We start from the raw sequence: 22720 nt of genomic DNA, 5'->3' as shown, positions 1-22720 counted from the left end.
TTCATCGGCACGGCGACCTTTACCGGTGTCGCGGGGCAGCTGCGCTTCGCCGTGGGCGGCGGCCTCACCACCATCGCCGGCGACGTCAACGGCGACGGCACCGCAGACTTCCACATCCAGCTGACGGGCAGCATCGCCCTGGTGGCGGGTGACTTCGTGCTGTAGCGTCACTGGCGATCCGCACCGGCCCCGATCGGGCCGGTGCCTGCGCCGCCTGTTCACGCCCCGACGTCGCTCAGCAGCGTTGCCGGATAACCCGCCTCCATCAGCTTGCCGATGATGACGTCGACATGGGCGCGGTCGCGGGTCTCGACCACCACGTCGATATCGGCGCGCTTCACCGGGATCTGGAAGAACAGCCGCTGGTGATAGGTCTCGATGATGTTGCCGCCGGTGGCGCCGATGATCCCGGCGATGCGGCTCAGCACCCCCGGCACGTCCTCGATCTCGATGCGGAGACGGGCGATCTGGCCGTTGCGCACCAGCCCGCGCATCAGGATCGAGGCCAGGATGCGCGGGTCGATGTTGCCGCCGCACACCACGACGCCGACCCGCCGCCCGGCGAAGCGCTCCTGGTTGGCCAGGATACCGGCGATGCCGGCGGCGCCGGCGCCCTCGGCCACCAGCTTCTGCTGGGTCATCAGCTGGTGCACGCCCTGCTCCAGCACCGTCTCCTCGACCGCGACGATGTCGTCGACCAGCTCGGCAATGATCTGGCGGGTCAGCACGCCCGGGCTCTTCACCGCGATGCCCTCGGCGATGGTGGCGCCGCCATAGACGCCGGTGCGGCCGGCGACGGCGTCGCGCATCGAGGCGTAGAGCGCGGCCTCGACCCCGGTGATCCGGATCGATGGCTTGATCGCGCGGGCGACGATGGCGATGCCGGAGATCAGCCCGCCGCCGCCGATCGGCACCACCAGGTCGTCCAGATCCGGCACGTCGGCCAGGAGCTCGAGGCCGATCGTGCCCTGCCCGGCGATGATGTGCGGGTCGTCATAGGGGTGGATCAGGGTCAGCCCTTGCTCGTCCACCAGCCGGCGGGCATGGCCCATGCTGTCGTCCAAGGTCTGGCCGACCAGCTCCACCTTGGCGCCGTAGCCCTCGGTCTTCGCCACCTTGGTGAAGGGGGTGAAGGTCGGCATCACGATGGTCGATGGGATGCCGAGGCGGGTGGCGTGATAGGCCACGCCCTGGGCGTGGTTGCCGGCCGACATGGCGACCACGCCGCGCTTGCGCTCCGCCTTGCCCAGCGAGCGCAGCTTGTTGTAGGCGCCGCGATCCTTGAACGACCCGGTGCGCTGGAGGGTCTCCAGCTTCAGGGCCAGCTCGCAACCCAAAGTGCCCGAGAGCTGCGGCGCAGGTATGGTCGGCGTCCGCGCCACCTGGCCTTCAAGGGCGGCGGCGGCGGCGCGGATGTCGTCGATGGTGACCGGCAGCGGGGCGGAGCTCATCTGGGCGTGTTCCAGAAATCGTTATTGGCGCGGTTGCAGGGTCGTCAGCGACGCCCCGGCGGCGGCGAGATCAGCCTCGCCACCGGACAACGTCAAGTATCGCCCGTCTCGCCAATCCGCGACCAGGTCCCCCCAATGCGGCGACAGGGGATGGCCCGACTGGCCGGTGGCGATCATGAAGCGCGAGCGGCTGCGGTCGCCCAGGTCGTAGACGGCGCGGTAGCCGGCGCCATGCCGGTCGGCGAAGGGTGCCTCCTGGTCGCGGGTGTTGGTCGCGGCGCGGTTGAGGGTGTAGGGGCCGCCGTCGGTCGGGACCGCCAGCGAGACCAGGCCGCCGATCACCGGCACGCGCGACAGCACCTGGGCGGTCAGCGGCGCGACATGCTCGGCGCCCCAGCGCCAGGTCGTCATGTCGGCGCCATGGCGCTGCGCCAGCGCGTCCAGCGCCTCGCCCAGGGTGCGGCGCAGCAGGGCCTTGCAGTCCTGGGGCGGGGCTGCGGCGTCGCCGCACCAGGACGGGTCGCGGGTCAGGATCGTGGTCAGCACCGCCGGGCGCAGCCCGAGATAGTCCTCGGCCAGGGGGCCGAGCGGCGGGTCGAACACGGCCTGAGCGAAGCGCCGCAGCCATTCCATGTAGATCAGCGGCTCCGGCCGGTTGCGGTCCATCCGGAGGTCCCAGCCGCGCAGCAGCGCCAGCGCCCCCGCCATGCGGCCGTCCGCCGGGTCGATCGCCGTCATCAGCGGCAACAGATCGCGCGCCTCCGGGGTCAGCGTGTCGGCCTGCATCGCCAGGCTGCGCTCGACCGTGGCCGGCCCGTCGGCGCCCAGCAGCTCGACGATCCGGCGGGCGCGATACGGCTCGTCGTAGCCGTCGCCGAGATAATAGGGATAGCCGGGCCCGACCACCGAGTTGTTGGCGTTGGCGATGAAGCCCCCGGGCGGGTTCAGGGCCTGGGGCAGGCCCTCGAAGGGGATCGTGCCGGTCCAATCCTGGGCACCCGACGCGCCGTCCGCCGGCAGCTTGCCGCGGCCGGAGCGGCGGATCGGGATCGCCCCCGGCGTCAGGAAGCCGATATTGCCGTCGCTGTCGGCATAGGCGACGTTCTGGATCGGGGTGCGATACAGCCGCATCGCCGCCAGGAACTCCTGCCAGGTGCCGGCCCGGTTCAGCCGGTACACCGCGTCGGCCGAGGTGTCGCTGGGTGCGAGCGCGGCGAAGGCGAGGGCGACGACCTTGCCGTCGCCGGCGAGCCGCGCCATCCCTGGGTCGAGATCGGACAGCACCGGCCCGTGCCGGGTGCTGCGGATCGTCAGCGTCACCGGATCGCCACCGGACACGGCGATGGTCTCGGTCCGGGTCTCGAAGGCGGCGCTGCCCTCCGGCGTCAGGTAGCGGTTCGGGTCGGCCGGGTCGACGGTCTCCAGGAACAGGTCCTGCACGTCGGCGCCGGTGGTGGTGAAGCCCCAGGCGATCCGCCGGTTCTGGCCCAGCAGGGTCAGCGGCACGCCGGGCACGGTGGCGCCGGTGATCGACAGGGTCGGGGTTTCCATTCGCGCCATGTACCACAGGATCGGCGCGCTCAGCCCCAGATGCGGGTCGTTGGCCAGGATCGGGGCGCCCGTGCCGGTGCGGCCCGGCCCGACCGCCCATTCGTTCGACGCGGTGCGGGGGCCGAGCGGCGGTGGCAGCGCCCCGGCCAGCGACGCCAGCACCGGCGCGGCCCGGTCGAGCGCCGAGAGGGTGGCGGGCGGCAGCGCGCCGAGATCGGGGAACAGGGTGCGGGCGCGGTCCGGCCCCAGCCGCGCGATCACCTGAGCGCGCAGGATCTCGTCGCGGTAGTTGGCCGAGAGCTGCAGCGCCATCAGCTTGCTCCAGACCAGCGTGTCGGCCGGGCGCCACGGCTCCGGCCGGGACCCCAGCAAGTAGAATTCCGGCGGCAGCGCGCCGTCATGGCCGGCAATCCAGGCATTGACCCCGGCGGCGTAGCGGTCGAGCGCCGCGCGCGTCTCCGGCGACAGGCCGGCGACGTCCGCCTCGGCCAGGCGGTAGATGCCCAGGATCCGCATGAACTTGTCCATCCGGAGGCCGGAGTCGCCGACCAGCTCGGCCAGCCGGCCGGCGCCGACCCGGCGCTGCAGCTCCATCTGCCACAGCCGGTCCTGGGCGTGCAGCCAGCCGAGCGCGAAATAGGCGTCGCCGTCGGTCTCGGCGAAGATGGTCGGGATGCCGTGGCCGTCGCGATAGATCCGGACCGGGGCGGAGAGGCCGTCGAGCGAGACGGTGCCCGATTCGGGCGGCACGCCGGTGCGCAGCCACCACAGGCCGGCGCCGGCCAGGACCAGGAGCAGCAGCATGAGGCAGGCCAGCGCTATCGCGCCGCGGCGAAGCCATGTCATCGGTCGTGTCTCCATGCCTTGCCGGGGTGGCCCGTGGCGGTGCTGTTATAATAATCTGTCCGAACCGAGGCGAGGCGCCATAGACGCGCAGGGTCGGTCCGGGGTGCGGTGTGCGCTTCGGTCTATTTTCCGGTTCCGCGCCCCGGAGGTCTAGCCAAGCGGCTGGCTCTGCCGTGATGATGTGATCGTGCCGCATTTCCGGCGGCGGCTCGAGCCTGGAGCGATCGATGGAGTCTTTCGCCGACGCCCTCGCCATGGTCACCGCCCTCCGCCCCGAGGAGCCGGTCTACTGCCTGCGGCCGAAGGTGCTGCGGGACTCGGCGGCGCAGTTTCTGCGGCAGTTCCCCGGTACGGTGATGTACGCGGTCAAGTGCAACGACCATCCGGAGGTGCTGGCCGGGCTGCATGCCGGTGGCGTGCGCCATTTCGACGTCGCCTCGCTCAGCGAGATCGTGGCCGCGTCCCTGCTGCCCGGCGCAGTCTCGCACTACATGCATCCGGTGAAGAACCGGCAGGCGGTGGAACTGGCCTATCACCGCCACGGCGTCCGCACCTTCGCCCTCGACCATGAGGAGGAGCTGGACAAGATCCTGGCCGCGACCGGCGGGGCGCGCGACCTGACCCTGGTGCTGCGCGTCGCCATGCCCCGCTTCGATTCGGTCGTCTGCGACCTGAGCGGCAAGTTCGGGGCGGAGGTTGAAGCCGCGCCGGTGCTGCTGCGCCGGATCGCCGCCACCGGCAACCGCGCCGGCCTAACCTTTCATGTCGGCTCGCAATGCCTAGATCCGGGCGTCTATGAGCACGCGCTCGAAATCTGCGCCGGCGTCCTCGCCCAGGCCGGGGTGCCGGTGCCGGTGATCGATGTCGGCGGCGGCTTCCCCGCCGACTATGTCGACACCGAGCCGCCGCCGTTCTCCGCCTTCGTCGCCGCGATCCGCGCCGGCCTGGCCCGGCTGCCGGCCGATCCTGGCCGCACGGTGTTCTGCGAACCGGGCCGGGCGCTGGTGGCCGAAGCCTGCTCGCTGGTTGTGAAGGTCGAGTTCCGGCGCGGCCACCGCCTGTATCTCAACGATGGCGCCTATGGCAGCCTGGCTGACATGAAGCTGTTCGGCACCGTCTACCCGGTCCGGCTGCTGCGGCCGGGTGGGGCCGGGGGGCGGCCGGCCGGCTTCGCCCTGTTCGGCCCGACCTGCGACAGCTATGACAGCCTGCCCGGCACCTCGCTGCTGCCGGAGGATGTGCGCGAGGGCGACTGGATCGAGTTCGGCCAGATCGGCGCCTATTCCAACGTGCTGCAGACCCGGTTCAACGGCTTCGAGGCCCAGCGCTTCGTTGCCGTCGACGACGGCGCCCTGCGCCCGGCCACCGCCCGGGCGGCCTGAGATGGAGCCGCGGGAGCATCATTTCTTCGGGCTCAGCCTCGCCGGTTTCCACCGCCTCAGCTATCTCGCCTGGGGGCACGACCGCTCGCGGCCACCGGTGCTGTGCGTCCACGGGCTGACCCGCAACGGTCGGGACTTCGACGCGCTGGCCGCGGACCTGGCCTGGTCGGGCCGCACTGCGGTCTGCCCGGACGTGGTCGGTCGCGGCCGCAGCAGCTGGCTCGCCAACCCCGCGCTCTATGGCTATCCCCAGTATCTCGCCGATGCGGCGGCGCTGATCACCCGGCTCGACGCGCCGGCGGTCGACTGGGTCGGCACCTCGATGGGCGGGCTCATCGGCATGATGCTGGCGGCCCAGCCGAACACGCCGATCCGGCGGCTGGTGCTGAACGATGTCGGCCCCTTCATCCCGCAGGCGGCGCTGCAGCGCATCGGTTCCTATGTCGGGCAGGATCCGGTCTTCGCCGACATCGCCGGACTAGAGGCCTATCTGCGGCGCGTGCACGCGCCCTTCGGGCCCCTGACCGATGCGCAGTGGCGGCACCTCGCCACCCACAGCGTCCGGCGGCGCGACGATGGGACGCTGGGCCTGGCCTACGATCCCGGCATCGCCGCCGCCTTCGCCGGCCCGATCGCCGATGTCGATCTGTGGATGGTCTGGGACCAGATCCGTTGCCCGGTGCTGGTGGTCCGCGGCGCGGAATCGGACCTGCTGACCGCGGCGACCGCGGAGCGCATGGCGGCGCGTCCGGGTACGACGCTGATCACCGTCGCGGGCTGCGGTCACGCCCCGGCGCTGATGGCGGCCGACCAGATCGGCCCGATCCGCGACTGGCTGGTGGCGGCTGACGCCTAACCCAGCAGCTCCGCCGCCTCGATCGCGCCGTAGGTCAGGACGCCGGCGGTGCCGGCGCGCTTGAACGCGGTCAGCACCTCGATCAGCGCCTTCTCGTAGTCCAGCCAGCCATTCTGCGCCGCCGCCTTCAGCATCGCGTATTCGCCGCTGACCTGGTAGGCGAAGGTCGGCACGCCGAAGCCGTCGCGCACCCGGCGGATGATGTCGAGATAGGGCAGGCCCGGCTTCACCATCACCATGTCGGCGCCTTCGCGCAGGTCCAGCTCGACCTCGCGCAGCGCTTCATCGCTGTTGGCCGGGTTCATCTGATAAGTCTTCTTGTCGCCGACCAGCACGCCGGTCGACCCGACCGCGTCGCGGAACGGACCGTAGAAGGCCGAGGCGTATTTCGCCGAATAGGCCATGATCTTGACGTCCTGCCGCCCGGCGCCGTCCAGGGCCGCGCGGATCGCGCCGATGCGGCCGTCCATCATGTCCGACGGCGCCACGATGTCGGCCCCGGCCTCGGCCTGGACAAGCGCTTGGCGGACCAGGATCTCGATCGTCTCGTCGTTCAGGATGCGGCCGTCGCGGATCACGCCGTCATGGCCGTGGCTGGTGAAGGGGTCGAGGGCGACGTCGACGATGACGCCCAGATCCGGCACCGCAGCCTTGATCGCGGCGATGGCGCGGCACACCAGGTTGCCGGCGCGGCAGGCCTCGGCCCCGTCCTCGCTGCGCAGGGCTCGGTCGATCATCGGGAACAGCGCGACCGCGGGGATGCCGAGGTCACGGGCGCGGCGGCAGGCCTCGGCGGCACTGGCGAGATCGTGCCGCTCCACCCCCGGCAGCGATTCGACCGGCTGCCGGCGATCGCCCTCGACCACGAAGATCGGCCAGATCAGGTCCGACGGCCCCAGCCGGATCTCGGCCACCAGCTCGCGAATCCAGCCGTCGGTGCGCAGGCGCCGCATACGGGTGGTCGGGTAGGAACCGGGAAAGGGCAGGCGGGACATGGGACTCTCGGCGGCTGGGATCGCGGGCGCACTCTAGGACGACGGCCCGGCCGGAAACAACCAGGTGCGGCGGCCCGCCACGCGCCACTGTCGCGCAGCGGAACGGTCATTTGTATGCAAAGGGTTGATAAATTAGGTCAATAGGATCACAAATGTCTTTTGTGCCAACCGAAAGCATCGATCTAGCGCGAATTCGTCCCAAATGCAGTGCAAATTGCAGTGAACACCTGTCCTGCTCTCAACACTTTCGTTTTGGATGATTTTGTCTAAAGTGGCTTTATCGGTGGTAGAACGGCGGTCTAGATAGTACAAAAGCGCCAGTGGGTCGGAGGTCTGAATGCATCATCCCTATTACCGCATGACCGCGCTGATCGAGCGGCTCCATCGCTGCTTCCTGGATGTGGTAAAGGTGGAGCTGGACCGCTTTGGCGTCCAAGACATCAACAACGTCCAGAGCTTGATTCTGTACAACATCGGCATGGACGAGCTGACCATCGGCGAATTGACCGCCCGTGGCTACTATCTCGGCTCGAACGTCTCGTACAACGTCAAGAAGATGGTCGAGAATGGCTATCTGGCGCAGGAACGGTCGCAGCACGACCGGCGCTCCACCCGGGTCCGGCTGACCAGCAAGGGCCAGGCGCTACGGGCCAAGCTGGAGACCATGTTCAGCCGCCAGGCGGATGCGCTGGAGGGCACCGGGCTGCGGGTCGGCGACGTCGAGACGCTGAACGCCACGCTGCGGCGGCTCGAAGGATTCTGGTCCGGCAACCTCGCCTATACCACCGACCAGCCGGTGACCAGCGCGGCCTGAGGCCGCCCGCCGGCCGGTCACGAAAAAGGCGCGCCCCGAGGGACGCGCCTTTCACTTATCCGACGGCGGATCGCCTCAGAAGGCGGCGATGCCGGTCTGCGCCCGGCCCAGGATCAGGGCGTGCACGTCGTGCGTGCCCTCATAGGTGTTGACCGCCTCCAGATTCATCACGTGGCGGATGACGTGGAACTCGTCGGCGATGCCATTGCCGCCGAGCATGTCGCGGGCCTGACGGGCGATGTCCAGCGACTTGCCGCAGTTGTTGCGCTTCAGGAGGCTGATCGCCTCCGGCGCCGCCTTGCCTTCGTCCTTGAGCTGGCCCAGGCGGTGCGCCGCGATCAGGCCGAGGGTGATCTCGGTCTGCATGTCGGCCAGCTTCTTCTGGATCAGCTGGTTGGCGGCGAGCGGACGGCCGAACATCTTGCGGTCCAGCGTGTACTGCCGGGCGGTGTGCCAGCAGAACTCGGCCGCGCCGAGGGCGCCCCAGGCGATGCCGTAGCGGGCGTTGTTGAGGCAGCCGAACGGGCCCTTCAGCCCCTTGACGTTGGGCAGCAGGTTCGCTTCCGGGACGAATACTTCATCCATCACGATCTCGCCGGTGGTCGAGGCACGCAGCGAGAACTTGCCCTCGATCTTCGGCGCCGACAGGCCCTTCATGCCGCGCTCCAGCACGAAGCCGCGTATCTCGCCGCTGTCGTCCTTGGCCCAGACCACAAAGACATCGGCGATCGGCGAGTTGGTGATCCACATCTTGGCGCCGGACAGGGTCCAGCCGCCGGAGACGCTGCGCGCCCGGGTCTTCATCGAGCCGGGATCGGAGCCGGCGTCGGGCTCGGTCAGGCCGAAGCAGCCGACGATCTCGCCGCTGGCCAGGCGGGGCAGGTATTTCTGCCGCTGCTCCTCGGTGCCATAGGCCCAGATCGGGTACATCACCAGGCTCGACTGCACCGACATGGCGGAGCGATAGCCGCTGTCGACGCGCTCGACCTCACGCGCGATCAGGCCATAGCAGACGGAGTTCACGCCGGCACAGCCATAGCCCTCGATGGTCGAGCCGAGGAAGCCGAGCTCGCCCATCTCGTTCATGATCTCGCGATGGAAGATCTCGTGGCGGTTGGCCTCGAGCACGCGCGGGAGCAGCTTCTCCTGGCAATAGGCGCGCGCCGCGTCGCGCACCATGCGCTCCTCCTCGGTCAGCAGCTCCTCGAGCAGGAGCGGGTCCTCCCAGTGGAAGGCGGCGCGGCCGGCCTGGGCCGGCTTGGCGGCCGCAACGGCGGCGGAGGAAGTCATGACGAACTCCGGACTGTCACAAATCATTGGCGCATAACAGCACAGGGGCCGGGACGCCGCCAGCCTTGCGGCGCCCCGGCCCCGGGTGCAAACGATCAGCCGCGGCGGGCCTTGCCCAGGCCGATCTTCTTGGCGAAGGCGGAGCGCTGTTCGGCATAGTTCGGCGCGACCATGGGATAGTCGGCCGGCAGGCCCCATTTGGCCCGGTACTCCTCGGGCGACATATTGTAGGTCGTCCGCAAGTGCCGCTTCAGCATCTTCAGCTTCTTGCCGTCCTCCAGGCAGACGATGTAGTCCGGCTGGACCGATCGCCGGATCGGCACCGCCGGCCTCGCCGGCGCAGAGGCCGCCGCGGCCGCCGGCGCCGATCCGACGTTCCGCAGCGCATCGTGGATGGCCTGGATCACCGACCCGAGCTGATCGGTCGGCACCGCGTTACGGGAAATATAGGACGTTACGATCTGGGTCGTCATCTGCACCAGATCGTCGCTGCTTCGTCCGCCCGTGCTTATTGTATCCTCCATTGTTCAATTCCTTTTCTTTAGTGTCGTCAACAGCGACAACGAGGTCGCATTTGATATCGCGCATGTCAACGGTAATGGGAAAATATCAACTATTCTGCAACTGCAAGCTGCGGCTGGATGAAGCCGTGCTCGCGCAGAGAAATTGAGCCAAGTTACGGCTCACTCTCAACCGTAAAATGTGCGAAGGTCGCCCGCACCCCATCCGACCGGACCATCATGACAGACGCCACGAAGACTGTCGCCATCGCCGCCGATCACGCCGGCTACGCCCTCAAGGACCAGCTCACGGCGGTCATCGAGGAGCAAGGGCTGGCGGTGCTCGATCTCGGCACCAACGGCCCGGACCGGGTCGACTACCCGGATTACGGCCTTGCCGTGGCGCAGGCGATCCGGCAGGGGCGGGCGGCGCGGGGCGTCCTGGTCTGTGGCACCGGCATCGGCATCTCGATCGCGGCCAATCGCCAGCGCGGCATCCGTGCGGCGCTTTGCCACGACGTCACCACCGCCCGTCTGTGCCGCCAGCACAACGACGCCAACGTGCTCGCGCTCGGCGCGCGAATCATCGGCTTCGAGACGGCCCGGGATTGCCTTGCCGTGTTCCTGTCCACCGACTACGAAGGCGGTCGGCACGGCGACCGCATCGCCAAGCTCGACGTGCCCTCCGCCTGACCAGGATGACTGCCCCATGAGTTCCCTCGATCCCGCCGCCCAGATGACCGCCGCCAGCTCCCTGTTCACCGCCCGCCTTGAAGACACCGACCCGGCCGTGCTGCGCGGCATCCGGGACGAGCTGAAGCGCCAGCAGTCGCAGATCGAGCTGATCGCCAGCGAGAACATCGTCTCCCGCGCCGTGCTCGAGGCCCAGGGGTCGGTCCTGACCAACAAATATGCCGAAGGTTATCCGAGCCGCCGCTACTATGGCGGCTGCGAATATGTCGACGTGGCGGAGTCCCTGGCGATCGAGCGGGCGTGCAAGCTGTTCGACTGCGCCTTCGCCAATGTCCAGCCGCATTCCGGCGCCCAGGCCAACCAGGCGGTGTTCTTCGCCCTGCTGCAGCCTGGCGACACCGTGCTCGGCATGTCGCTGGCCGCCGGCGGCCATCTGACCCACGGCGCCGCACCGAACCAGTCGGGCAAGTGGTTCAACGCGGTCCAGTACGGCGTCCGCCGTGACGATGCCCGGATCGACTATGACGAGCTGCAGCGTCTGGCCGACGAGCACAAGCCGAAGCTGATCATCGCCGGCGGCTCGGCCTATCCGCGGATCATCGATTTCGCCCGGTTCCGCCAGATCGCAGATTCGGTCGGCGCCTATCTGATGGTCGACATGGCGCATTTTGCCGGCCTCGTCGCCGGCGGCGTGCATCCGAGCCCGCTGCCGCACGCCCATGTCGTCACCACCACCACGCACAAGACGCTGCGCGGGCCGCGCGGCGGCATGGTGCTGTCGAACGACCCGGAGATCGGCAAGAAGATCAACTCGGCCGTGTTCCCGGGCCTGCAGGGCGGGCCGCTGATGCATGTCATCGCCGCCAAGGCGGTGGCCTTCGGCGAGGCGCTGCGGCCGGAGTTCAAGCTGTACGCCAAGGCGGTGGTCGAGAACGCCAAACTGCTGGCCGAGACCGTGCGCGCCGGCGGGCTCGACATCGTCTCCGGCGGCACCGACACGCATCTGATGCTGGTCGACCTGCGGCCGAAGAAGCTGACCGGCAAGGCGGCCGAGGCCAGCCTCGAGCACGCCGGCATGACCTGCAACAAGAACGGCGTGCCGTTCGACCCGGAGAAGCCGACCATCACCTCCGGCGTGCGCCTGGGCAGCCCGGCCGCGACCTCGCGCGGCTTCGGCCTAGCCGAGTTCCGCCAGATCGGCGAGATGGTGGTCGAGGTGCTGGACGGCCTGGCCGCCAACCCCGAGGACAACTCGGCGGTCGAGAAGGCGGTGCGGACCCGGGTCGAGGCGCTCTGCGCCCGGTTCCCGATCTACCCGGATCTCTGATACCAGCCGCCAAAAAATTGATCCGTCATGGCGAGCCCCGAAGGGGCGTGGCCATCCCAGCGGCACTGCCCCTTGGATCGCCACGCCGGCTTCGCCGGCTCGCGGTGACGGTACAAGTGGCTGTCCACGGGGCGGAAATCCCTCGCCGATGACGCGATAGATTGTGGTTCGCCCACAACGGATGGTATCCATTCGTTCTGGGCGAACCATTTCCGGGGGAACCGATGCGCTGCCCGTTCTGTGGCCACGACGACACCCAGGTGAAGGATTCGCGTCCCACGGAGGACAATTCGGCCATCCGGCGGCGGCGCTTCTGCCCGGCCTGCGGCGCCCGCTTCACCACCTTCGAGCGGATCCAGCTGCGCGAGCTGACCGTGATCAAGTCGACCGGCCAGCGCGAGCCCTTCGACCGCGAGAAGCTGCTGCGCTCGATGCGCATCGCCCTGCGCAAGCGCGACATCGACATCGAGCGGCTGGAGCGCATCGTCAACTCGCTGGTCCGCCAGCTCGAGAGCTCGGGCGAGAGCGAGATCCCGTCCAAGGCGATCGGCGAGATGGTGATGAAGGCGCTAAGCGGCGTCGATAAGGTGGCCTATATCCGCTACGCCTCGGTCTACCGCGACTTCCAGGAGCCGGGCGCGTTCAGCGACTTCGTGGACCAGCTGCGCGGCGAGCGCCCCTGACAGGGAGGGGCTGCGTCGGGCGCAATGTGGTTTCGCTGGAAACCACACCGCACTCGTCATAGGGTGCCCGCCATGTTCAGCGGCATCATCACCGATGTGGGGCGCGTCGCGGCCGTCGAGCGGCGAGGCGACACCCGCTACATCATCGAGACGGCGTACGACACGGCGACGATCGAGATCGGCGCCTCGGTCGCGCACAACGGCGTCTGCCTGACCGTGATCGAGACCTGGCCCGGCCGTTTTGCGGTCGAGGCCTCGGCCGAGACGCTGTCGCGCAGCACCCTGGGCGACTGGGCGGTCGGCACCGAGGTCAATCTGGAGCGCTCGCTCAAGCTCGGCGACGAGATCGGTGGCCATCTGGTCTACGGCCACGTCGACGGCGTCGGCACCATCGTCGACCGCCGGCCCGAGGGCGACAGCGTCCGCTTCACCATCGAGGCCCCGCCGGAGCTGGCGGACACCATCGCCTCCAAGGGCTCGATCGCGGTCGAGGGCGTCTCCCTGACCGTCAACGAGGTCGCCGACACCCCCTCCGGCGCCTGCCGCTTCGGCGTCAACATCATTCCGCACACCCAGTCATGCACGACCTTTCGAAGCTTAAGCACGGCTCGCCGCGTGAACTTGGAGATCGACATGCTGGCGCGCTACACGGCGCGTCTGCTGCGCGATCGCAAGACGGCCGGCTGAGCCCCGAGGACCAGGCGTTCCTCTCGCCGATCTCCGAGATCATCGAGGAGGCGCGGCAGGGCCGCATGTTCATCCTGGTCGACGACGAGGACCGGGAGAACGAGGGCGACCTGGTAATCCCGGCGCAGATGGCGGATGCCGAGGCGATCAACTTCATGGCGCGCTACGGCCGCGGCCTGATCTGCCTGGCCATGGAGCGCAAGCGGATCGATGAGCTCGGCCTGACGCTCATGACCCGCAGCAACGCCTCGCGCCACCAGACCGCCTTCACGGTCTCGATCGAGGCGCGCGAGGGCGTGACCACCGGCATCTCGGCGGCCGACCGGGCCCGCACCGTCGCGGTCGCGATCGACCCCGCCTGCGGCCCGGCCGACATCGCCACGCCCGGCCACATCTTCCCGCTGGTGGCGCGCGACGGCGGCGTGCTGGAGCGCACCGGCCACACCGAGGCCGCGGTCGATATCGCCCGCCTGGCCGGGCTGTATCCGGCCGGCGTGATCTGCGAGATCATGAACGACGACGGCACCATGGCCCGGCTGCCGGACCTGGTGAAGTTCGCCCAGTTCCACAATGTCAAGATCGGCACCATCGCCGACCTGATCGCCTATCGCCGCTGCCAGGAATCGCTGGTCGAGCGCAAGCTCGAGACCACGATCGAGAGCCGCTTCGGCGGCGACTGGCGGATGCTGGTCTATGTCAACAAGGCGCGCTACGCCGAGCATGTCGTGCTGGTGAAGGGCGACATCTCGGGCGACGAGCCGGTGCTGGTCCGCATGCACGCGCTGAACGTGCTGGACGACGTGCTCGGCGACGTCCATGGCGGCAATGCCGGCGTGCTGCACGGCGCCATGGCGGCGATCGGCCGCGAGGGCAGGGGTGTGGTGGTGCTGATCCGCGAACCGCAGCCTGACGCTCTGAGCGAGCGGCTGAAGCGGCGGCTGGAAGGGATGCCGGCGAAGGAGAGCGGGCACGAGCTGCGCGACTACGGCGTCGGCGCCCAGATCCTGCTCGACCTCGGCGTGCGCAAGCTGATCGTGCTGTCCAACCACCCCCGCACCATCGTTGGCATCGACGGCTACGGCCTGACCGTGGTCGAGCAGCGTGCGATCACCGGAATCCAAGAGGACTGAAATGGTCGCCAAGACCGAAAAGCGGCCCGTGTCCTTCGCCGGCTCGGCGCCGCACATCATGATCGTCGAGGCCCGCTTCTACGAGGACATCGCCGATGAGCTGGCGCGCGGCGCCATCGCGGTGCTGAAGGAGGTCGGCGCCACCTATGAGCGCTTCGCCGTGCCGGGGGCGCTGGAGATCCCGGCCGCGGTGCAGATCGCCTCGACCTCGGCGCGCCGCTTCGACGGCTATGTCGCGCTCGGCTGCGTCATCCGCGGCGAGACCTCGCATTACGATATCGTCTGCAACGAGAGCGCCCACGGCCTGCAGGAGCTGTCCCTGCGCCATGGCCTCGCCATCGGCAACGGCATCCTGACCGTGGAGAACGAGGCGCAGGCCTGGGCCCGCGCCAGGGTGGACGAGATGGATAAGGGCGGCGGCGCCGCCCGGGCCGCTTTGGCGATGATCGAGCTCAAGCGGCATTTCAAGCAGCTGACGGCCTGATCCCATGGCGACGCAGAAACCTTCCGCCAAGGCCCGCCGCAGCGCCGCCCGCCTCGCCGCCGTCCAGGCGCTGTACCAGATGGAGCAGTCGGGCACGCCGCTCGAGACCGTGATCGCCGAATTCGTCCGCCACCGCTTCGGCGAGCCGGTCGAGGGCGAGGCGATGGTCGAGCCCGATGCCGAGCTCTTCGCCGATATCGTACGTGGTACCCGGGTCCGCAGTGACGAGGTCGACGCCCTGGTCTCCGGCGCGCTCGACGCGCAGCTGTCGCTGCCCCGGCTCGACCTGCTGCTGCGCTGCGTGATGCGGGCCGGGGCGTGGGAGCTGCTGGCCAATCTGCATGTCCCGGCGCCGATCGCGATCTCGGAATATGTCAACGTCACCCGCGCCTTCTTCGGCGGCAAGGAGCCGGCGATGGTGAATGCGGTGCTCGACCGCATCGCCCGCGAGCAGCGGCCGGGCGAGAGCCGCGCCGGCTGAGCCGCAGGAAGCGACAGGAAGGCGGCGCGCCATGGGCCTCGGCGAATTCGAGCGCATCGATCGCTACTTCAGGCCGCTGGCCCGCGGCACCGCCGGGGCGCTCGGCCTTGCCGACGACGCGGCGCTGCTCGATCCCGGCGAGGGCCGAGACCTGGTGGTCACCACCGACGCCATGGTCGAGACGATCCACTACCTGCCGGACGAGGATCCCGCGCGGGTGGCGAAGAAGCTCCTGCGCTCCAACCTGTCGGACCTAGCGGCCAAGGGCGCGGCGCCGCTGGCCTATACCCTGACCCTGGCGCTGCCGGCGCAGCCGGACGAAAGCTGGATCGAGCGTTTCGTCGAGGGGCTGGCGGCCGACCAGGCGCTGTACGGCATCGGCCTGCTCGGCGGTGATTCGGTGCGCACCCCGGGAATGGCGGTGCTGTCGGTCACCGCCTTCGGCACGGTGCCGCAGGGCGCGATGCTGCGCCGCTCGGGCGCCCGGCCGGGCGACGACCTCTATGTCAGCGGCACGCTCGGCGACGCGGCGCTCGGGCTGCGCGCCATCCTCGGCCAGCTTCCGGGCCTGACGCCGGACGTGGCCGGGGCGTTGGCGCAGCGCCACCGCGTGCCGGAGCCGCGGATGGCCCTGGGCCGCGCTCTGCTCGGCCTCGCCCACGCGGCGATGGATGTGTCGGACGGGCTGCCGGGCGACCTGCCGCATCTCTGCGACGCCTCGGGCGTGGCGGCGGAGGTCGATCTGGCGCGGCTGCCTTTGTCCGACGCTGCCCGCGCCGCCATCGCCCTCGATCCGTCCCTGCAGGAGATTGCCTGGGCCGGCGGCGAGGATTACGAGCTGCTGCTCAGTGCTCCGGCCTCGGCGCGGGCCGCCATCGAAGCAGCCGCCAATGAGGCAGCGACGCCGATCGCGCGGATCGGCCGGATCATGGCCGGGCAGGGGATACGCCTGCTCGACCCGCTGGGCCGGCCTGTCGAGTCGCTGACTGGCTGGCGGCACTTCTGACCACGGCGTCGGCGGATTCGGCCGACCGAGGCCCGTGAGGCCGGTTTCGGCTGCCATCGGACCGCCCGAATCGCTGCCTCTGGAGCATCGTCGGCTGTCACAAAGCAAAAATATTTCACGCTGATTGCCCTCCCCTTCCTGCTCTGGCATCGTTTCCGCGCAAAAGAAGCGGAGCCGGCCTGAACCGGGCCGGTACGTCATCAACAGGGGCGAGGGACTCAAGAATGACGTCAGCGGTCCTTGTCTTCGTGCTGGCCTGCGGCCTGGGTGCGTTGGTTTATGGCGTGTGGGCTTCACGGAGCGTGCTGTCGGCCAGCCCGGGCGATGCCCGAATGCAGGCCATCGCCGCCGCAATCCAGGAAGGCGCCGGCGCTTACCTGAACCGGCAATACCTCACCATCGCCATGGTCGGCGTGGTCATCGCCATCATCGTGTCGCTGCTTCTCGGGATTTCGGTCGGCATCGGCTTCGTCGTCGGCGCCGTGCTCTCCGGCGCCGCCGGCTATATCGGCATGAACATCTCGGTCCGGGCCAATGTCCGCACCGCCGAAGCCGCCCGCCAGGGCCTGGCCGCCGGCCTCGCCATCGCCTTCCGCTCCGGCGCCGTCACCGGCCTGCTGGTGGCCGGCCTGGCGCTGATCGCCGTGTCCGGCTACTACACCATCCTGCTCGCCTCCGGCGCCACCGGCCGCGGCCTGATCGACCCGCTGGTGGCGCTCGGCTTCGGTGCCTCGCTGATCTCGATTTTCGCCCGTCTCGGCGGCGGCATCTTCACCAAGGGCGCCGATGTCGGCGCCGACCTGGTCGGCAAGGTCGAGGCCGGCATCCCTGAGGACGATCCGCGCAACCCGGCCGTGATCGCCGACAATGTCGGCGACAATGTCGGCGACTGCGCCGGCATGGCCGCCGACCTGTTCGAGACTTATGCCGTCACCACCGTCGCCACCATGGTCCTGGCCTCGATCTTCTTCGCCGGGGCCGGCGAGGTGATGTCGTCGATGATGCTCTACCCGCTCGCGATCGGCGCGGTCTGCATCCTGGCCTCGATCGCCGGCACCTTCTTCGTCAAGCTCGGCGCCAACAACAACATCATGGGCGCCCTCTACCGCGGCTTCGTGGTGTCCGCGGCGCTGTCGCTGATCGGCATCCTGCTGGTCACCTGGGTGGTGATCGGCTTCGGTGGCACCTACAGCGTCGGCGGCGGCAGCTTCACCGGCCTGTCGCTGTTCCTGTGCGGCATCGCCGGGCTGGTCGTCACCGGCCTCCTGATCTGGGTCACCGAATACTACACCGGCACGACCTTCCGCCCGGTGCGGTCGGTCGCCCTGGCCTCGACCACCGGCCACGGCACCAATGTGATCCAGGGCCTCGCCGTCTCGATGGAAGCGACCGCGATCCCGGCGCTGATCATCTGCGTCGCGATCATCGTCACCTATCTCATCGCCGGGCTGTTCGGCATCGCCATCGCGGTCACCAGCATGCTGGCCCTGGCCGGCATGGTGGTGGCGCTCGACGCCTACGGCCCCGTGACCGACAACGCCGGCGGCATCGCCGAGATGTCGGACCTGCCGTCGGAGGTCCGGGTCACCACCGACGCGCTGGATGCCGTCGGCAACACCACCAAGGCGGTGACCAAGGGCTATGCCATCGGCTCCGCCGGCCTCGGCGCCCTGGTGCTGTTCTCGGCCTACACCTCGGACCTGAATTTCTTCATCGCCAACCCGGCCGAGCACCCCTATTTCCAGGGCCTGACGCTCGATTTCTCCCTGGCCAACCCCTATGTCGTCGTCGGCCTGCTGATCGGCGGCCTCTTGCCCTACCTCTTCGGCGCGCTCGGCATGACCGCGGTCGGCCGTGCCGCCGGATCGGTGGTGGAGGAGGTGCGCCGCCAGTTCCGCGAGAATTCCGGCATCATGGCCGGCACCAGCCGGCCGGACTACAAGCGCGCCGTCGACATGCTGACCAAGGCCGCGATCCGCGAGATGATCGTGCCGTCGCTGCTGCCGGTGCTGGCCCCGGTCGTGTTGTACTTCGTCATCGAGGCGATCGCCGGCCGCTCCGCCGCCTTCTCGGCGCTCGGGGCGATGCTGCTCGGCGTCATCGTCACCGGGTTGTTCGTCGCCATCTCGATGACCTCGGGCGGCGGCGCCTGGGACAACGCCAAGAAGTACATCGAGGAGGGCAATCACGGCGGCAAGGGGTCGGACGCGCACAAGGCGGCCGTCACCGGCGACACCGTCGGCGACCCCTACAAGGACACCGCCGGCCCGGCGGTCAACCCGATGATCAAGATCACCAACATCGTGGCCCTGCTGCTGCTGGCGATCCTCGCCCACGGATAGACAGACCGCGACAGCACAAACCCCGGCGCCCGCGGCGCCGGGGTTTTCTCACGCCCTGCGGCAGGGGTTAGTAGTTGCCGCCGGCGACCGAGCTGGCGACGCCACCCGTGCCGACCGGGCGACCCCGGGCGGCCGCCGTACCGGTGCCTTCGGTGTTGAACCGGCCGATATTGCCCAGGAACTGCTCCAGGATGCCGATGCGGCGGCCCAGCGTCGGCGTCTCACGCGACACCAGCGCCACCTGCTCGCCATCCTGCAGGCTGAGCTCCTTCATGTCGGTCAGCATGCCGGTGGTCGGGTCGAACTGCATGCGCAGGACCCGGCGCTTCGTCACCTCCGGCTCGAAGAACGCCACCGTCTCGACCCGCTGGCCGATGTAGTACCAGACGTTGTCGTCGAAGGTGGACACCGTGGTCGGGGTGCCCAGGATCGTCGCCACATCCGACTTGGTGCTGGTGCCGGTGTGGACCTGCTCGAGCCGGTAGTCCTCGACGAGGTTGCCGCGCGTCGCCACCCGCGGCGAACAGGCCGCCAGCGCCGCCGCCGCGAGCAGGCAGGCCGCCATGGCCCGGACGACCCTTGCTCTTTCCGTCATCGCCTCATGTCTCCGCGCCCCGGAGGGCTCCCAATTGAAGCCTTCCCTCTAGCACACCACCTCAAGCTCGACCAATATCGCCGAATCGTTTACGCAAAACCGATCGATCCCGTGCTGTCCAAGCTGTTCGCCCGCCATCGCCAAGAGCGTCTCGCCGCCGAGCTCTACGTCAAGCTGGTCGAACAGGCGCGCAGCCCGGCCTTCTATACCACCTGCGGCGTGCCCGATACGCTGGACGGCCGATTCGAGGCGCTTGCCCTGCACGCCTTCCTGGTGTTCCACCGGCTGAAGCACGAGGCGCCGCCGGCGCCGGACTTCGCCCAGGCGCTGTTCGACCACATGTTCAACGACATGGATCTCAGCCTGCGCGAGATCGGCGTCACCGATTTCAGCATCGGCAAGAAGGTGAAGGCGATGGGGCGTGGATTCTACGGCCGCATCGTCGCCTATGATCGCGGCCTCGCCGCTGCCGATCCGGCGGAACTGGAGGCGGCCCTTCGGCGTAACCTCTACGGCACGGTCGAGCCCGAGCCGGGGCAGGTGAGGGCGGTCGCCGCCTATATGCGCCGCGAGGCGGCCGGCCTGGCGGCGCAGCCGGTGGGCGCGCTCCTGGCCGGAGAGGTCCGGTTCGGCGCGGCGCCCGAGATGGTGGAGGCAGCCTGATGACCCCAACCCCGGAATTCAGCCGCATGGTCGGCGTCAACACCTTGCCGCGGGGCGGCCGGACCATCGCCATCGAGGCCGACGAGGCGGAGCGGACGGCGCTGGCCCGGCGTTTCGACCTGCTGGCGCTCGACGAGTTCAAAGCCCGCTTCACCCTGACGCCGGGGCGCGGCGACACCGTGGTCGTGACCGGCACGCTGAACGCCGCCGTGGTGCAGCGCTGTGTCGTCACCCTCGATCCCGTGCCCGGCACAGTGGAGGATGAGATCGAGGCGGTCTTCGCCGACGCCACAGGACGCGACGAGGCGGAGGTCGAGGTCGATCCGCTGGCGGCGGAGGTCGAGCCGCTGGCCGACGGCCGCATCGACCTGGGCGAGCTGGCGGCGCAGCATCTGTCGCTTGCGCTCGACCCCTATCCGCGCTCACCCGACGCGCCGGAACCCGCGGCCGAGCCGCCGGAAGGCGAGATGGGGACGCGCCGCCCCTTCGCGGTGCTCAAGGGCAGCGGAACGGACAAGGCAGACGAGTAATCGCTTTTCCTTGCTCCGCCGGACCTTTTCCATTAAGTAACGCCCGTCCGAGGCGGCCCCCCTGGTGCCGCCTTTTCGTATCGAGAGTTCAAGCAAATGGCTGTTCCGAAGAAGAAGACGTCGAAGTCGCGGCGCGACATGCGGCGTTCGCACCACGCCCTGGCCGGCGCCTCCTATGTCGAATGCGCCAACTGCGGCGAGCTGACCCGTCCGCACCATGTCTGCGACGCCTGCGGCCACTATCACGGCCGTGAGGTCGTCAGCGAGACGACGGCGACCGCCTGATCGACTGCGCCCGCGTAGGGAATGACCGACCCGGCGGCCTCTGGCCCAGTGACGATCGCGCTCGACGCCATGGGGGGCGATCGGGCGCCAGCGATGGTGCTCGAAGGGGCGGAGATTGCCCGCACGCACCATCCGGACGTGCACTTCCTGATCGTCGGTGACGAGGCGAAGATCGCGCCTCTTCTGGCGAAGCGGCCGGCCTTGGCCGCGGTGTCGTCGATTCGGCACACCGTCGACCGGATCACCAACGAGGACAAGCCGTCCACCGCCCTGCGCAGCGGGCGCAACTCCAGCATGCGCCTGGCCATCGACGCCGTGACCGCGGGCGAGGCGCAATGCGTCGTCTCCGCCGGCAACACCGGCGCGCTGATGGCAATGGCGAAGATGGTGTTCAAGACGCTGCCGGGCATCGACCGGCCGGCGATCGCGTCGTTTTTTCCGACGCTGCGCGGCGAAAGCGTCATGCTCGACCTCGGCGCCAACATCGAATGCGACGCCGAGAATCTGGTCCAGTTCGCCATCATGGGCTCGGTCTTCGCCAAGGCGGTGCTGGGCCTGGTCGACCCGACGGTCGGCCTGCTGAATGTCGGATCCGAGGCGCTGAAGGGCCCGGACGCGGTGCGCGATGCCGCCGCGCGGCTGCGCGAGCTGGATTTCCACGGCCGGTTCGAGGGCTTCGTCGAGGGCGACGACATCCCGGCCGGGAAGGTCGACGTGGTCGTGACCGACGGCTTCTCCGGCAATATCGCGCTCAAGACCGCCGAGGGCACGGCCAAGCTATACGCCACCTGGCTGCGCCACACCTTCCGGTCGTCCTGGCTCGCCTCGCTCGGTTACCTCCTGGCGCGCGGCGCCTTCCGCCGGCTGCGGCACCGGACCGACCCGCGCCAGTACAATGGCGCGCTGTTCCTCGGCCTCAACGGCATCTGCGTGAAGAGCCACGGCGGCACCGACGGCGAGGGCTTCGCCCATGCCATCGATGTCGGGGTCGACCTGGTCATCCACGGTTTCAATGATAAGGTTAAGCAGGAGTTCAGCCGCTTCGAAGGCAGTCGAAACGGCGACGACGCTGCTTCGACGGCTCCACCGACTGCTCCGATCGGGATCGAACAACCGCAATGACCGTTCGCCGCGCGCGCATCATCGGATGCGGTTCTGCCCTGCCTGACCGCGTCGTCACCAACGCCGACCTGGCCCGGACGGTCGACACGTCGGACGAGTGGATCGTCCAGCGCACCGGCATCAACATCCGTCACATCGCGGCGCCGGAGGAGAAGACCTCCGATCTGGCGCTCGCCGCGGCCCGGAAGGCGCTGGCCATGGCCAAGGTCGAGGGCAGCGACCTCGACCTGATCGTGCTGGCCACGACCACCCCGGACCAGACCTTCCCGGCGACCGCGGTGCGGGTGCAGGCCGCGCTCGGCATGACCCGCGGCGCCGCCTTCGACGTCCAGGCCGTCTGCTCCGGCTTCATCTACGCCCTGTCGATCGCTGACAACATGATCCGGCTGGGCCAGGCGCGCACCGCGCTGGTGATCGGCGCCGAGACCTTCTCGCGCCTGCTCGACTGGAACGACCGCAGCACCTGCGTGCTGTTCGGCGACGGCGCCGGGGCCGTGGTGCTGCGCGCGGTCGAAGGCGGCGGCACCACAGACGATCCCGGCATCCTGTCGACCCATCTGCATTCCGACGGCCGCCACGAGGACAAGCTCTATGTCGATGGCGGGCCGTCCTCGACCGGCACCGTCGGCCACGTCCGGATGGAAGGGCGGGAGGTGTTCAAGCACGCGGTCATCAATCTGGCCGAGGTGGTCGAGGAGGCCCTGGCGGCCAACAACCTGACCCCGGCCGACATCGACTGGCTGGTGCCGCACCAGGCGAACAAGCGCATCATCGATGCCACCGCCCGCAAGCTCGACCTGCCGTCGGAGAAGGTGGTGCTGACGGTGCAGAAGCATGCCAACACCTCCGCCGCCTCGATCCCGCTGGCACTGGCCGAGGCCGTGACCGACGGCCGCATCCGGCCGGGCGACCTGGTGCTGCTCGAGGCCATGGGCGGCGGCCTGACCTGGGGCGCCGCCCTGGTGCGCTGGTAAGCAGTTAGCGGACCTCGTCTTCGGGGCTCGTTA

The 22720-nt window shown here is 69.2% G+C and carries 23 protein-coding genes; 17 read left to right on the top strand and 6 right to left on the bottom strand.

Annotated elements, in window-relative coordinates; translation table 11 throughout:
- Positions 1 to 218 precede the first annotated feature (218 nt).
- Together KXR53_RS25750 and KXR53_RS25745 are read right to left on the bottom strand one after the other, a co-directional pair.
- On the bottom strand, positions 219 to 1451 hold the full coding sequence (locus KXR53_RS25750) for a threonine ammonia-lyase (RefSeq protein ID WP_437378156.1): 1233 nt from the start codon (positions 1449 to 1451) through the stop codon (positions 219 to 221).
- 21 nt (positions 1452 to 1472) lie between these two features.
- Positions 1473 to 3848: a penicillin acylase family protein gene (locus KXR53_RS25745; protein WP_437378155.1), complete on the bottom strand. Its 2376-nt coding sequence runs from the start codon at positions 3846 to 3848 to the stop codon at positions 1473 to 1475.
- Between the two features lie 227 nt (positions 3849 to 4075).
- Between KXR53_RS25745 and KXR53_RS25740 the strand changes: the two genes are divergently transcribed.
- Positions 4076 to 5230 carry a type III PLP-dependent enzyme gene (locus KXR53_RS25740; protein ID WP_437378154.1) on the top strand — a complete coding sequence of 385 codons (1155 nt, stop codon included), beginning with the start codon at positions 4076 to 4078 and terminating at the stop codon, positions 5228 to 5230.
- A 1-nt stretch (position 5231) separates the two neighbouring features.
- Entirely contained in the window at positions 5232 to 6086 is an 855-nt protein-coding gene (locus KXR53_RS25735; RefSeq protein ID WP_437378153.1) for an alpha/beta fold hydrolase, read from the top strand.
- On the opposite strand, the gene hemB is transcribed toward KXR53_RS25735, so the two are convergent.
- The gene (gene hemB / locus KXR53_RS25730) at positions 6083 to 7081 is read right to left on the bottom strand and encodes a porphobilinogen synthase (RefSeq protein ID WP_437378152.1); all 999 of its coding nucleotides are present in this window, start codon (positions 7079 to 7081) and stop codon (positions 6083 to 6085) included. The two genes, KXR53_RS25735 and hemB, sit on opposite strands and share 4 nt — an antisense overlap.
- A 337-nt stretch (positions 7082 to 7418) precedes the next feature.
- On the opposite strand from hemB, the gene KXR53_RS25725 reads away from it, so the two are divergent.
- Positions 7419 to 7895 (top strand): MarR family winged helix-turn-helix transcriptional regulator, encoded by a 477-nt coding sequence (locus KXR53_RS25725; RefSeq protein WP_437378151.1) that lies wholly within the window; start codon positions 7419 to 7421, stop codon positions 7893 to 7895.
- Positions 7896 to 7970: 75 nt separating this feature from the next.
- Here KXR53_RS25725 and KXR53_RS25720 read toward each other — a convergent pair whose 3' ends face one another.
- Positions 7971 to 9185 carry an acyl-CoA dehydrogenase gene (locus KXR53_RS25720; protein WP_437378150.1) on the bottom strand — a complete coding sequence of 405 codons (1215 nt, stop codon included), beginning with the start codon at positions 9183 to 9185 and terminating at the stop codon, positions 7971 to 7973.
- Between the two features lie 95 nt (positions 9186 to 9280).
- The gene (locus KXR53_RS25715) at positions 9281 to 9658 is read right to left on the bottom strand and encodes a MucR family transcriptional regulator (RefSeq protein WP_437378149.1); all 378 of its coding nucleotides are present in this window, start codon (positions 9656 to 9658) and stop codon (positions 9281 to 9283) included.
- A gap of 267 nt (positions 9659 to 9925) precedes the next feature.
- On the opposite strand from KXR53_RS25715, the gene rpiB reads away from it, so the two are divergent.
- The 9 genes from rpiB to KXR53_RS25670 all read left to right on the top strand — a co-directional run bounded on the left by rpiB (position 9926) and on the right by KXR53_RS25670 (position 18518).
- Positions 9926 to 10378, top strand: a complete 453-nt coding sequence (gene rpiB / locus KXR53_RS25710) for a ribose 5-phosphate isomerase B (protein WP_437378148.1) — start codon at positions 9926 to 9928, stop codon at positions 10376 to 10378.
- A 43-nt stretch (positions 10379 to 10421) separates the two neighbouring features.
- Positions 10422 to 11705: a serine hydroxymethyltransferase gene (gene glyA, locus KXR53_RS25705; protein ID WP_437378159.1), complete on the top strand. Its 1284-nt coding sequence runs from the start codon at positions 10422 to 10424 to the stop codon at positions 11703 to 11705.
- A gap of 224 nt (positions 11706 to 11929) precedes the next feature.
- A complete protein-coding gene (gene nrdR / locus KXR53_RS25700; protein WP_026870463.1) occupies positions 11930 to 12388 on the top strand; it encodes a transcriptional regulator NrdR in 459 nt (152 codons plus the stop codon).
- A gap of 72 nt (positions 12389 to 12460) precedes the next feature.
- Positions 12461 to 13075, top strand: coding sequence for a riboflavin synthase (locus KXR53_RS25695; RefSeq protein WP_437378147.1), 615 nt, complete (start codon positions 12461 to 12463; stop codon positions 13073 to 13075).
- Complete coding sequence (gene ribB, locus KXR53_RS25690) at positions 13072 to 14205, top strand: 3,4-dihydroxy-2-butanone-4-phosphate synthase (protein ID WP_437378158.1); 1134 nt, start codon at positions 13072 to 13074, stop codon at positions 14203 to 14205. Before KXR53_RS25695 ends, ribB begins: the two co-directional genes overlap by 4 nt.
- 1 nt (position 14206) lies before the next feature.
- Positions 14207 to 14689, top strand: coding sequence for a 6,7-dimethyl-8-ribityllumazine synthase (locus KXR53_RS25685; RefSeq protein ID WP_437378146.1), 483 nt, complete (start codon positions 14207 to 14209; stop codon positions 14687 to 14689).
- Between the two features lie 4 nt (positions 14690 to 14693).
- Positions 14694 to 15170: a transcription antitermination factor NusB gene (gene nusB / locus KXR53_RS25680; RefSeq protein WP_437378145.1), complete on the top strand. Its 477-nt coding sequence runs from the start codon at positions 14694 to 14696 to the stop codon at positions 15168 to 15170.
- Positions 15171 to 15201: 31 nt separating this feature from the next.
- Positions 15202 to 16176, top strand: a complete 975-nt coding sequence (thiL, locus tag KXR53_RS25675; protein WP_437378144.1) for a thiamine-phosphate kinase — start codon at positions 15202 to 15204, stop codon at positions 16174 to 16176.
- Between the two features lie 224 nt (positions 16177 to 16400).
- Complete coding sequence (locus KXR53_RS25670) at positions 16401 to 18518, top strand: sodium-translocating pyrophosphatase (RefSeq protein ID WP_437378143.1); 2118 nt, start codon at positions 16401 to 16403, stop codon at positions 18516 to 18518.
- A gap of 67 nt (positions 18519 to 18585) precedes the next feature.
- On the opposite strand, the gene KXR53_RS25665 is transcribed toward KXR53_RS25670, so the two are convergent.
- Positions 18586 to 19113 (bottom strand): outer membrane protein assembly factor BamE, encoded by a 528-nt coding sequence (locus KXR53_RS25665; RefSeq protein ID WP_437378142.1) that lies wholly within the window; start codon positions 19111 to 19113, stop codon positions 18586 to 18588.
- Between the two features lie 111 nt (positions 19114 to 19224).
- Here KXR53_RS25665 and KXR53_RS25660 point away from each other — a divergent pair, with 111 nt between their 5' ends.
- The 5 genes from KXR53_RS25660 (at position 19225) to KXR53_RS25640 (ending at position 22687) form a co-directional block, all read left to right on the top strand.
- Positions 19225 to 19776, top strand: coding sequence for a ubiquinol-cytochrome C chaperone family protein (locus KXR53_RS25660; RefSeq protein ID WP_437378141.1), 552 nt, complete (start codon positions 19225 to 19227; stop codon positions 19774 to 19776).
- The gene (locus tag KXR53_RS25655) at positions 19776 to 20306 is read left to right on the top strand and encodes a YceD family protein (protein WP_437378140.1); all 531 of its coding nucleotides are present in this window, start codon (positions 19776 to 19778) and stop codon (positions 20304 to 20306) included. The genes KXR53_RS25660 and KXR53_RS25655 overlap by 1 nt, the downstream gene beginning before the upstream one ends.
- Before the next feature lie 96 nt (positions 20307 to 20402).
- Positions 20403 to 20591 (top strand): 50S ribosomal protein L32, encoded by a 189-nt coding sequence (gene rpmF, locus KXR53_RS25650; protein WP_026870455.1) that lies wholly within the window; start codon positions 20403 to 20405, stop codon positions 20589 to 20591.
- 21 nt (positions 20592 to 20612) lie between these two features.
- On the top strand, positions 20613 to 21713 hold the full coding sequence (gene plsX / locus KXR53_RS25645) for a phosphate acyltransferase PlsX (protein WP_437378139.1): 1101 nt from the start codon (positions 20613 to 20615) through the stop codon (positions 21711 to 21713).
- Positions 21710 to 22687, top strand: coding sequence for a beta-ketoacyl-ACP synthase III (locus KXR53_RS25640; RefSeq protein WP_437378138.1), 978 nt, complete (start codon positions 21710 to 21712; stop codon positions 22685 to 22687). The genes plsX and KXR53_RS25640 overlap by 4 nt, the downstream gene beginning before the upstream one ends.
- The last annotated feature ends 33 nt before the right edge of the window (positions 22688 to 22720 follow it).

The sequence above is a fragment of the Inquilinus limosus genome (assembly GCF_051487185.1).
Classification (GTDB): domain Bacteria; phylum Pseudomonadota; class Alphaproteobacteria; order DSM-16000; family Inquilinaceae; genus Inquilinus; species Inquilinus limosus_F.
Note: the sequence above shows the minus strand (reverse complement) of the source record. Positions and strands in the feature narration are given on the sequence as shown.

What these genes read in the sequence shown, in the direction of transcription:
- KXR53_RS25750 (WP_437378156.1), bottom strand. Translation starts at nt 1,451, where the DNA reads ATGAGCTCCGCCCCGCTGCCGGTCACCATCGACGACATCCGCGCCGCC.
- KXR53_RS25745 (WP_437378155.1), bottom strand. Translation starts at nt 3,848, where the DNA reads ATGACATGGCTTCGCCGCGGCGCGATAGCGCTGGCCTGCCTCATGCTG.
- KXR53_RS25740 (WP_437378154.1), top strand. Translation starts at nt 4,076, where the DNA reads ATGGAGTCTTTCGCCGACGCCCTCGCCATGGTCACCGCCCTCCGCCCC.
- KXR53_RS25735 (WP_437378153.1), top strand. Translation starts at nt 5,232, where the DNA reads ATGGAGCCGCGGGAGCATCATTTCTTCGGGCTCAGCCTCGCCGGTTTC.
- hemB (WP_437378152.1), bottom strand. Translation starts at nt 7,081, where the DNA reads ATGTCCCGCCTGCCCTTTCCCGGTTCCTACCCGACCACCCGTATGCGG.
- KXR53_RS25725 (WP_437378151.1), top strand. Translation starts at nt 7,419, where the DNA reads ATGCATCATCCCTATTACCGCATGACCGCGCTGATCGAGCGGCTCCAT.
- KXR53_RS25720 (WP_437378150.1), bottom strand. Translation starts at nt 9,185, where the DNA reads ATGACTTCCTCCGCCGCCGTTGCGGCCGCCAAGCCGGCCCAGGCCGGC.
- KXR53_RS25715 (WP_437378149.1), bottom strand. Translation starts at nt 9,658, where the DNA reads ATGACGACCCAGATCGTAACGTCCTATATTTCCCGTAACGCGGTGCCG.
- rpiB (WP_437378148.1), top strand. Translation starts at nt 9,926, where the DNA reads ATGACAGACGCCACGAAGACTGTCGCCATCGCCGCCGATCACGCCGGC.
- glyA (WP_437378159.1), top strand. Translation starts at nt 10,422, where the DNA reads ATGACCGCCGCCAGCTCCCTGTTCACCGCCCGCCTTGAAGACACCGAC.
- nrdR (WP_026870463.1), top strand. Translation starts at nt 11,930, where the DNA reads ATGCGCTGCCCGTTCTGTGGCCACGACGACACCCAGGTGAAGGATTCG.
- KXR53_RS25695 (WP_437378147.1), top strand. Translation starts at nt 12,461, where the DNA reads ATGTTCAGCGGCATCATCACCGATGTGGGGCGCGTCGCGGCCGTCGAG.
- KXR53_RS25685 (WP_437378146.1), top strand. Translation starts at nt 14,207, where the DNA reads ATGGTCGCCAAGACCGAAAAGCGGCCCGTGTCCTTCGCCGGCTCGGCG.
- nusB (WP_437378145.1), top strand. Translation starts at nt 14,694, where the DNA reads ATGGCGACGCAGAAACCTTCCGCCAAGGCCCGCCGCAGCGCCGCCCGC.
- thiL (WP_437378144.1), top strand. Translation starts at nt 15,202, where the DNA reads ATGGGCCTCGGCGAATTCGAGCGCATCGATCGCTACTTCAGGCCGCTG.
- KXR53_RS25670 (WP_437378143.1), top strand. Translation starts at nt 16,401, where the DNA reads ATGACGTCAGCGGTCCTTGTCTTCGTGCTGGCCTGCGGCCTGGGTGCG.
- KXR53_RS25665 (WP_437378142.1), bottom strand. Translation starts at nt 19,113, where the DNA reads ATGACGGAAAGAGCAAGGGTCGTCCGGGCCATGGCGGCCTGCCTGCTC.
- KXR53_RS25655 (WP_437378140.1), top strand. Translation starts at nt 19,776, where the DNA reads ATGACCCCAACCCCGGAATTCAGCCGCATGGTCGGCGTCAACACCTTG.
- rpmF (WP_026870455.1), top strand. Translation starts at nt 20,403, where the DNA reads ATGGCTGTTCCGAAGAAGAAGACGTCGAAGTCGCGGCGCGACATGCGG.
- plsX (WP_437378139.1), top strand. Translation starts at nt 20,613, where the DNA reads ATGACCGACCCGGCGGCCTCTGGCCCAGTGACGATCGCGCTCGACGCC.
- KXR53_RS25640 (WP_437378138.1), top strand. Translation starts at nt 21,710, where the DNA reads ATGACCGTTCGCCGCGCGCGCATCATCGGATGCGGTTCTGCCCTGCCT.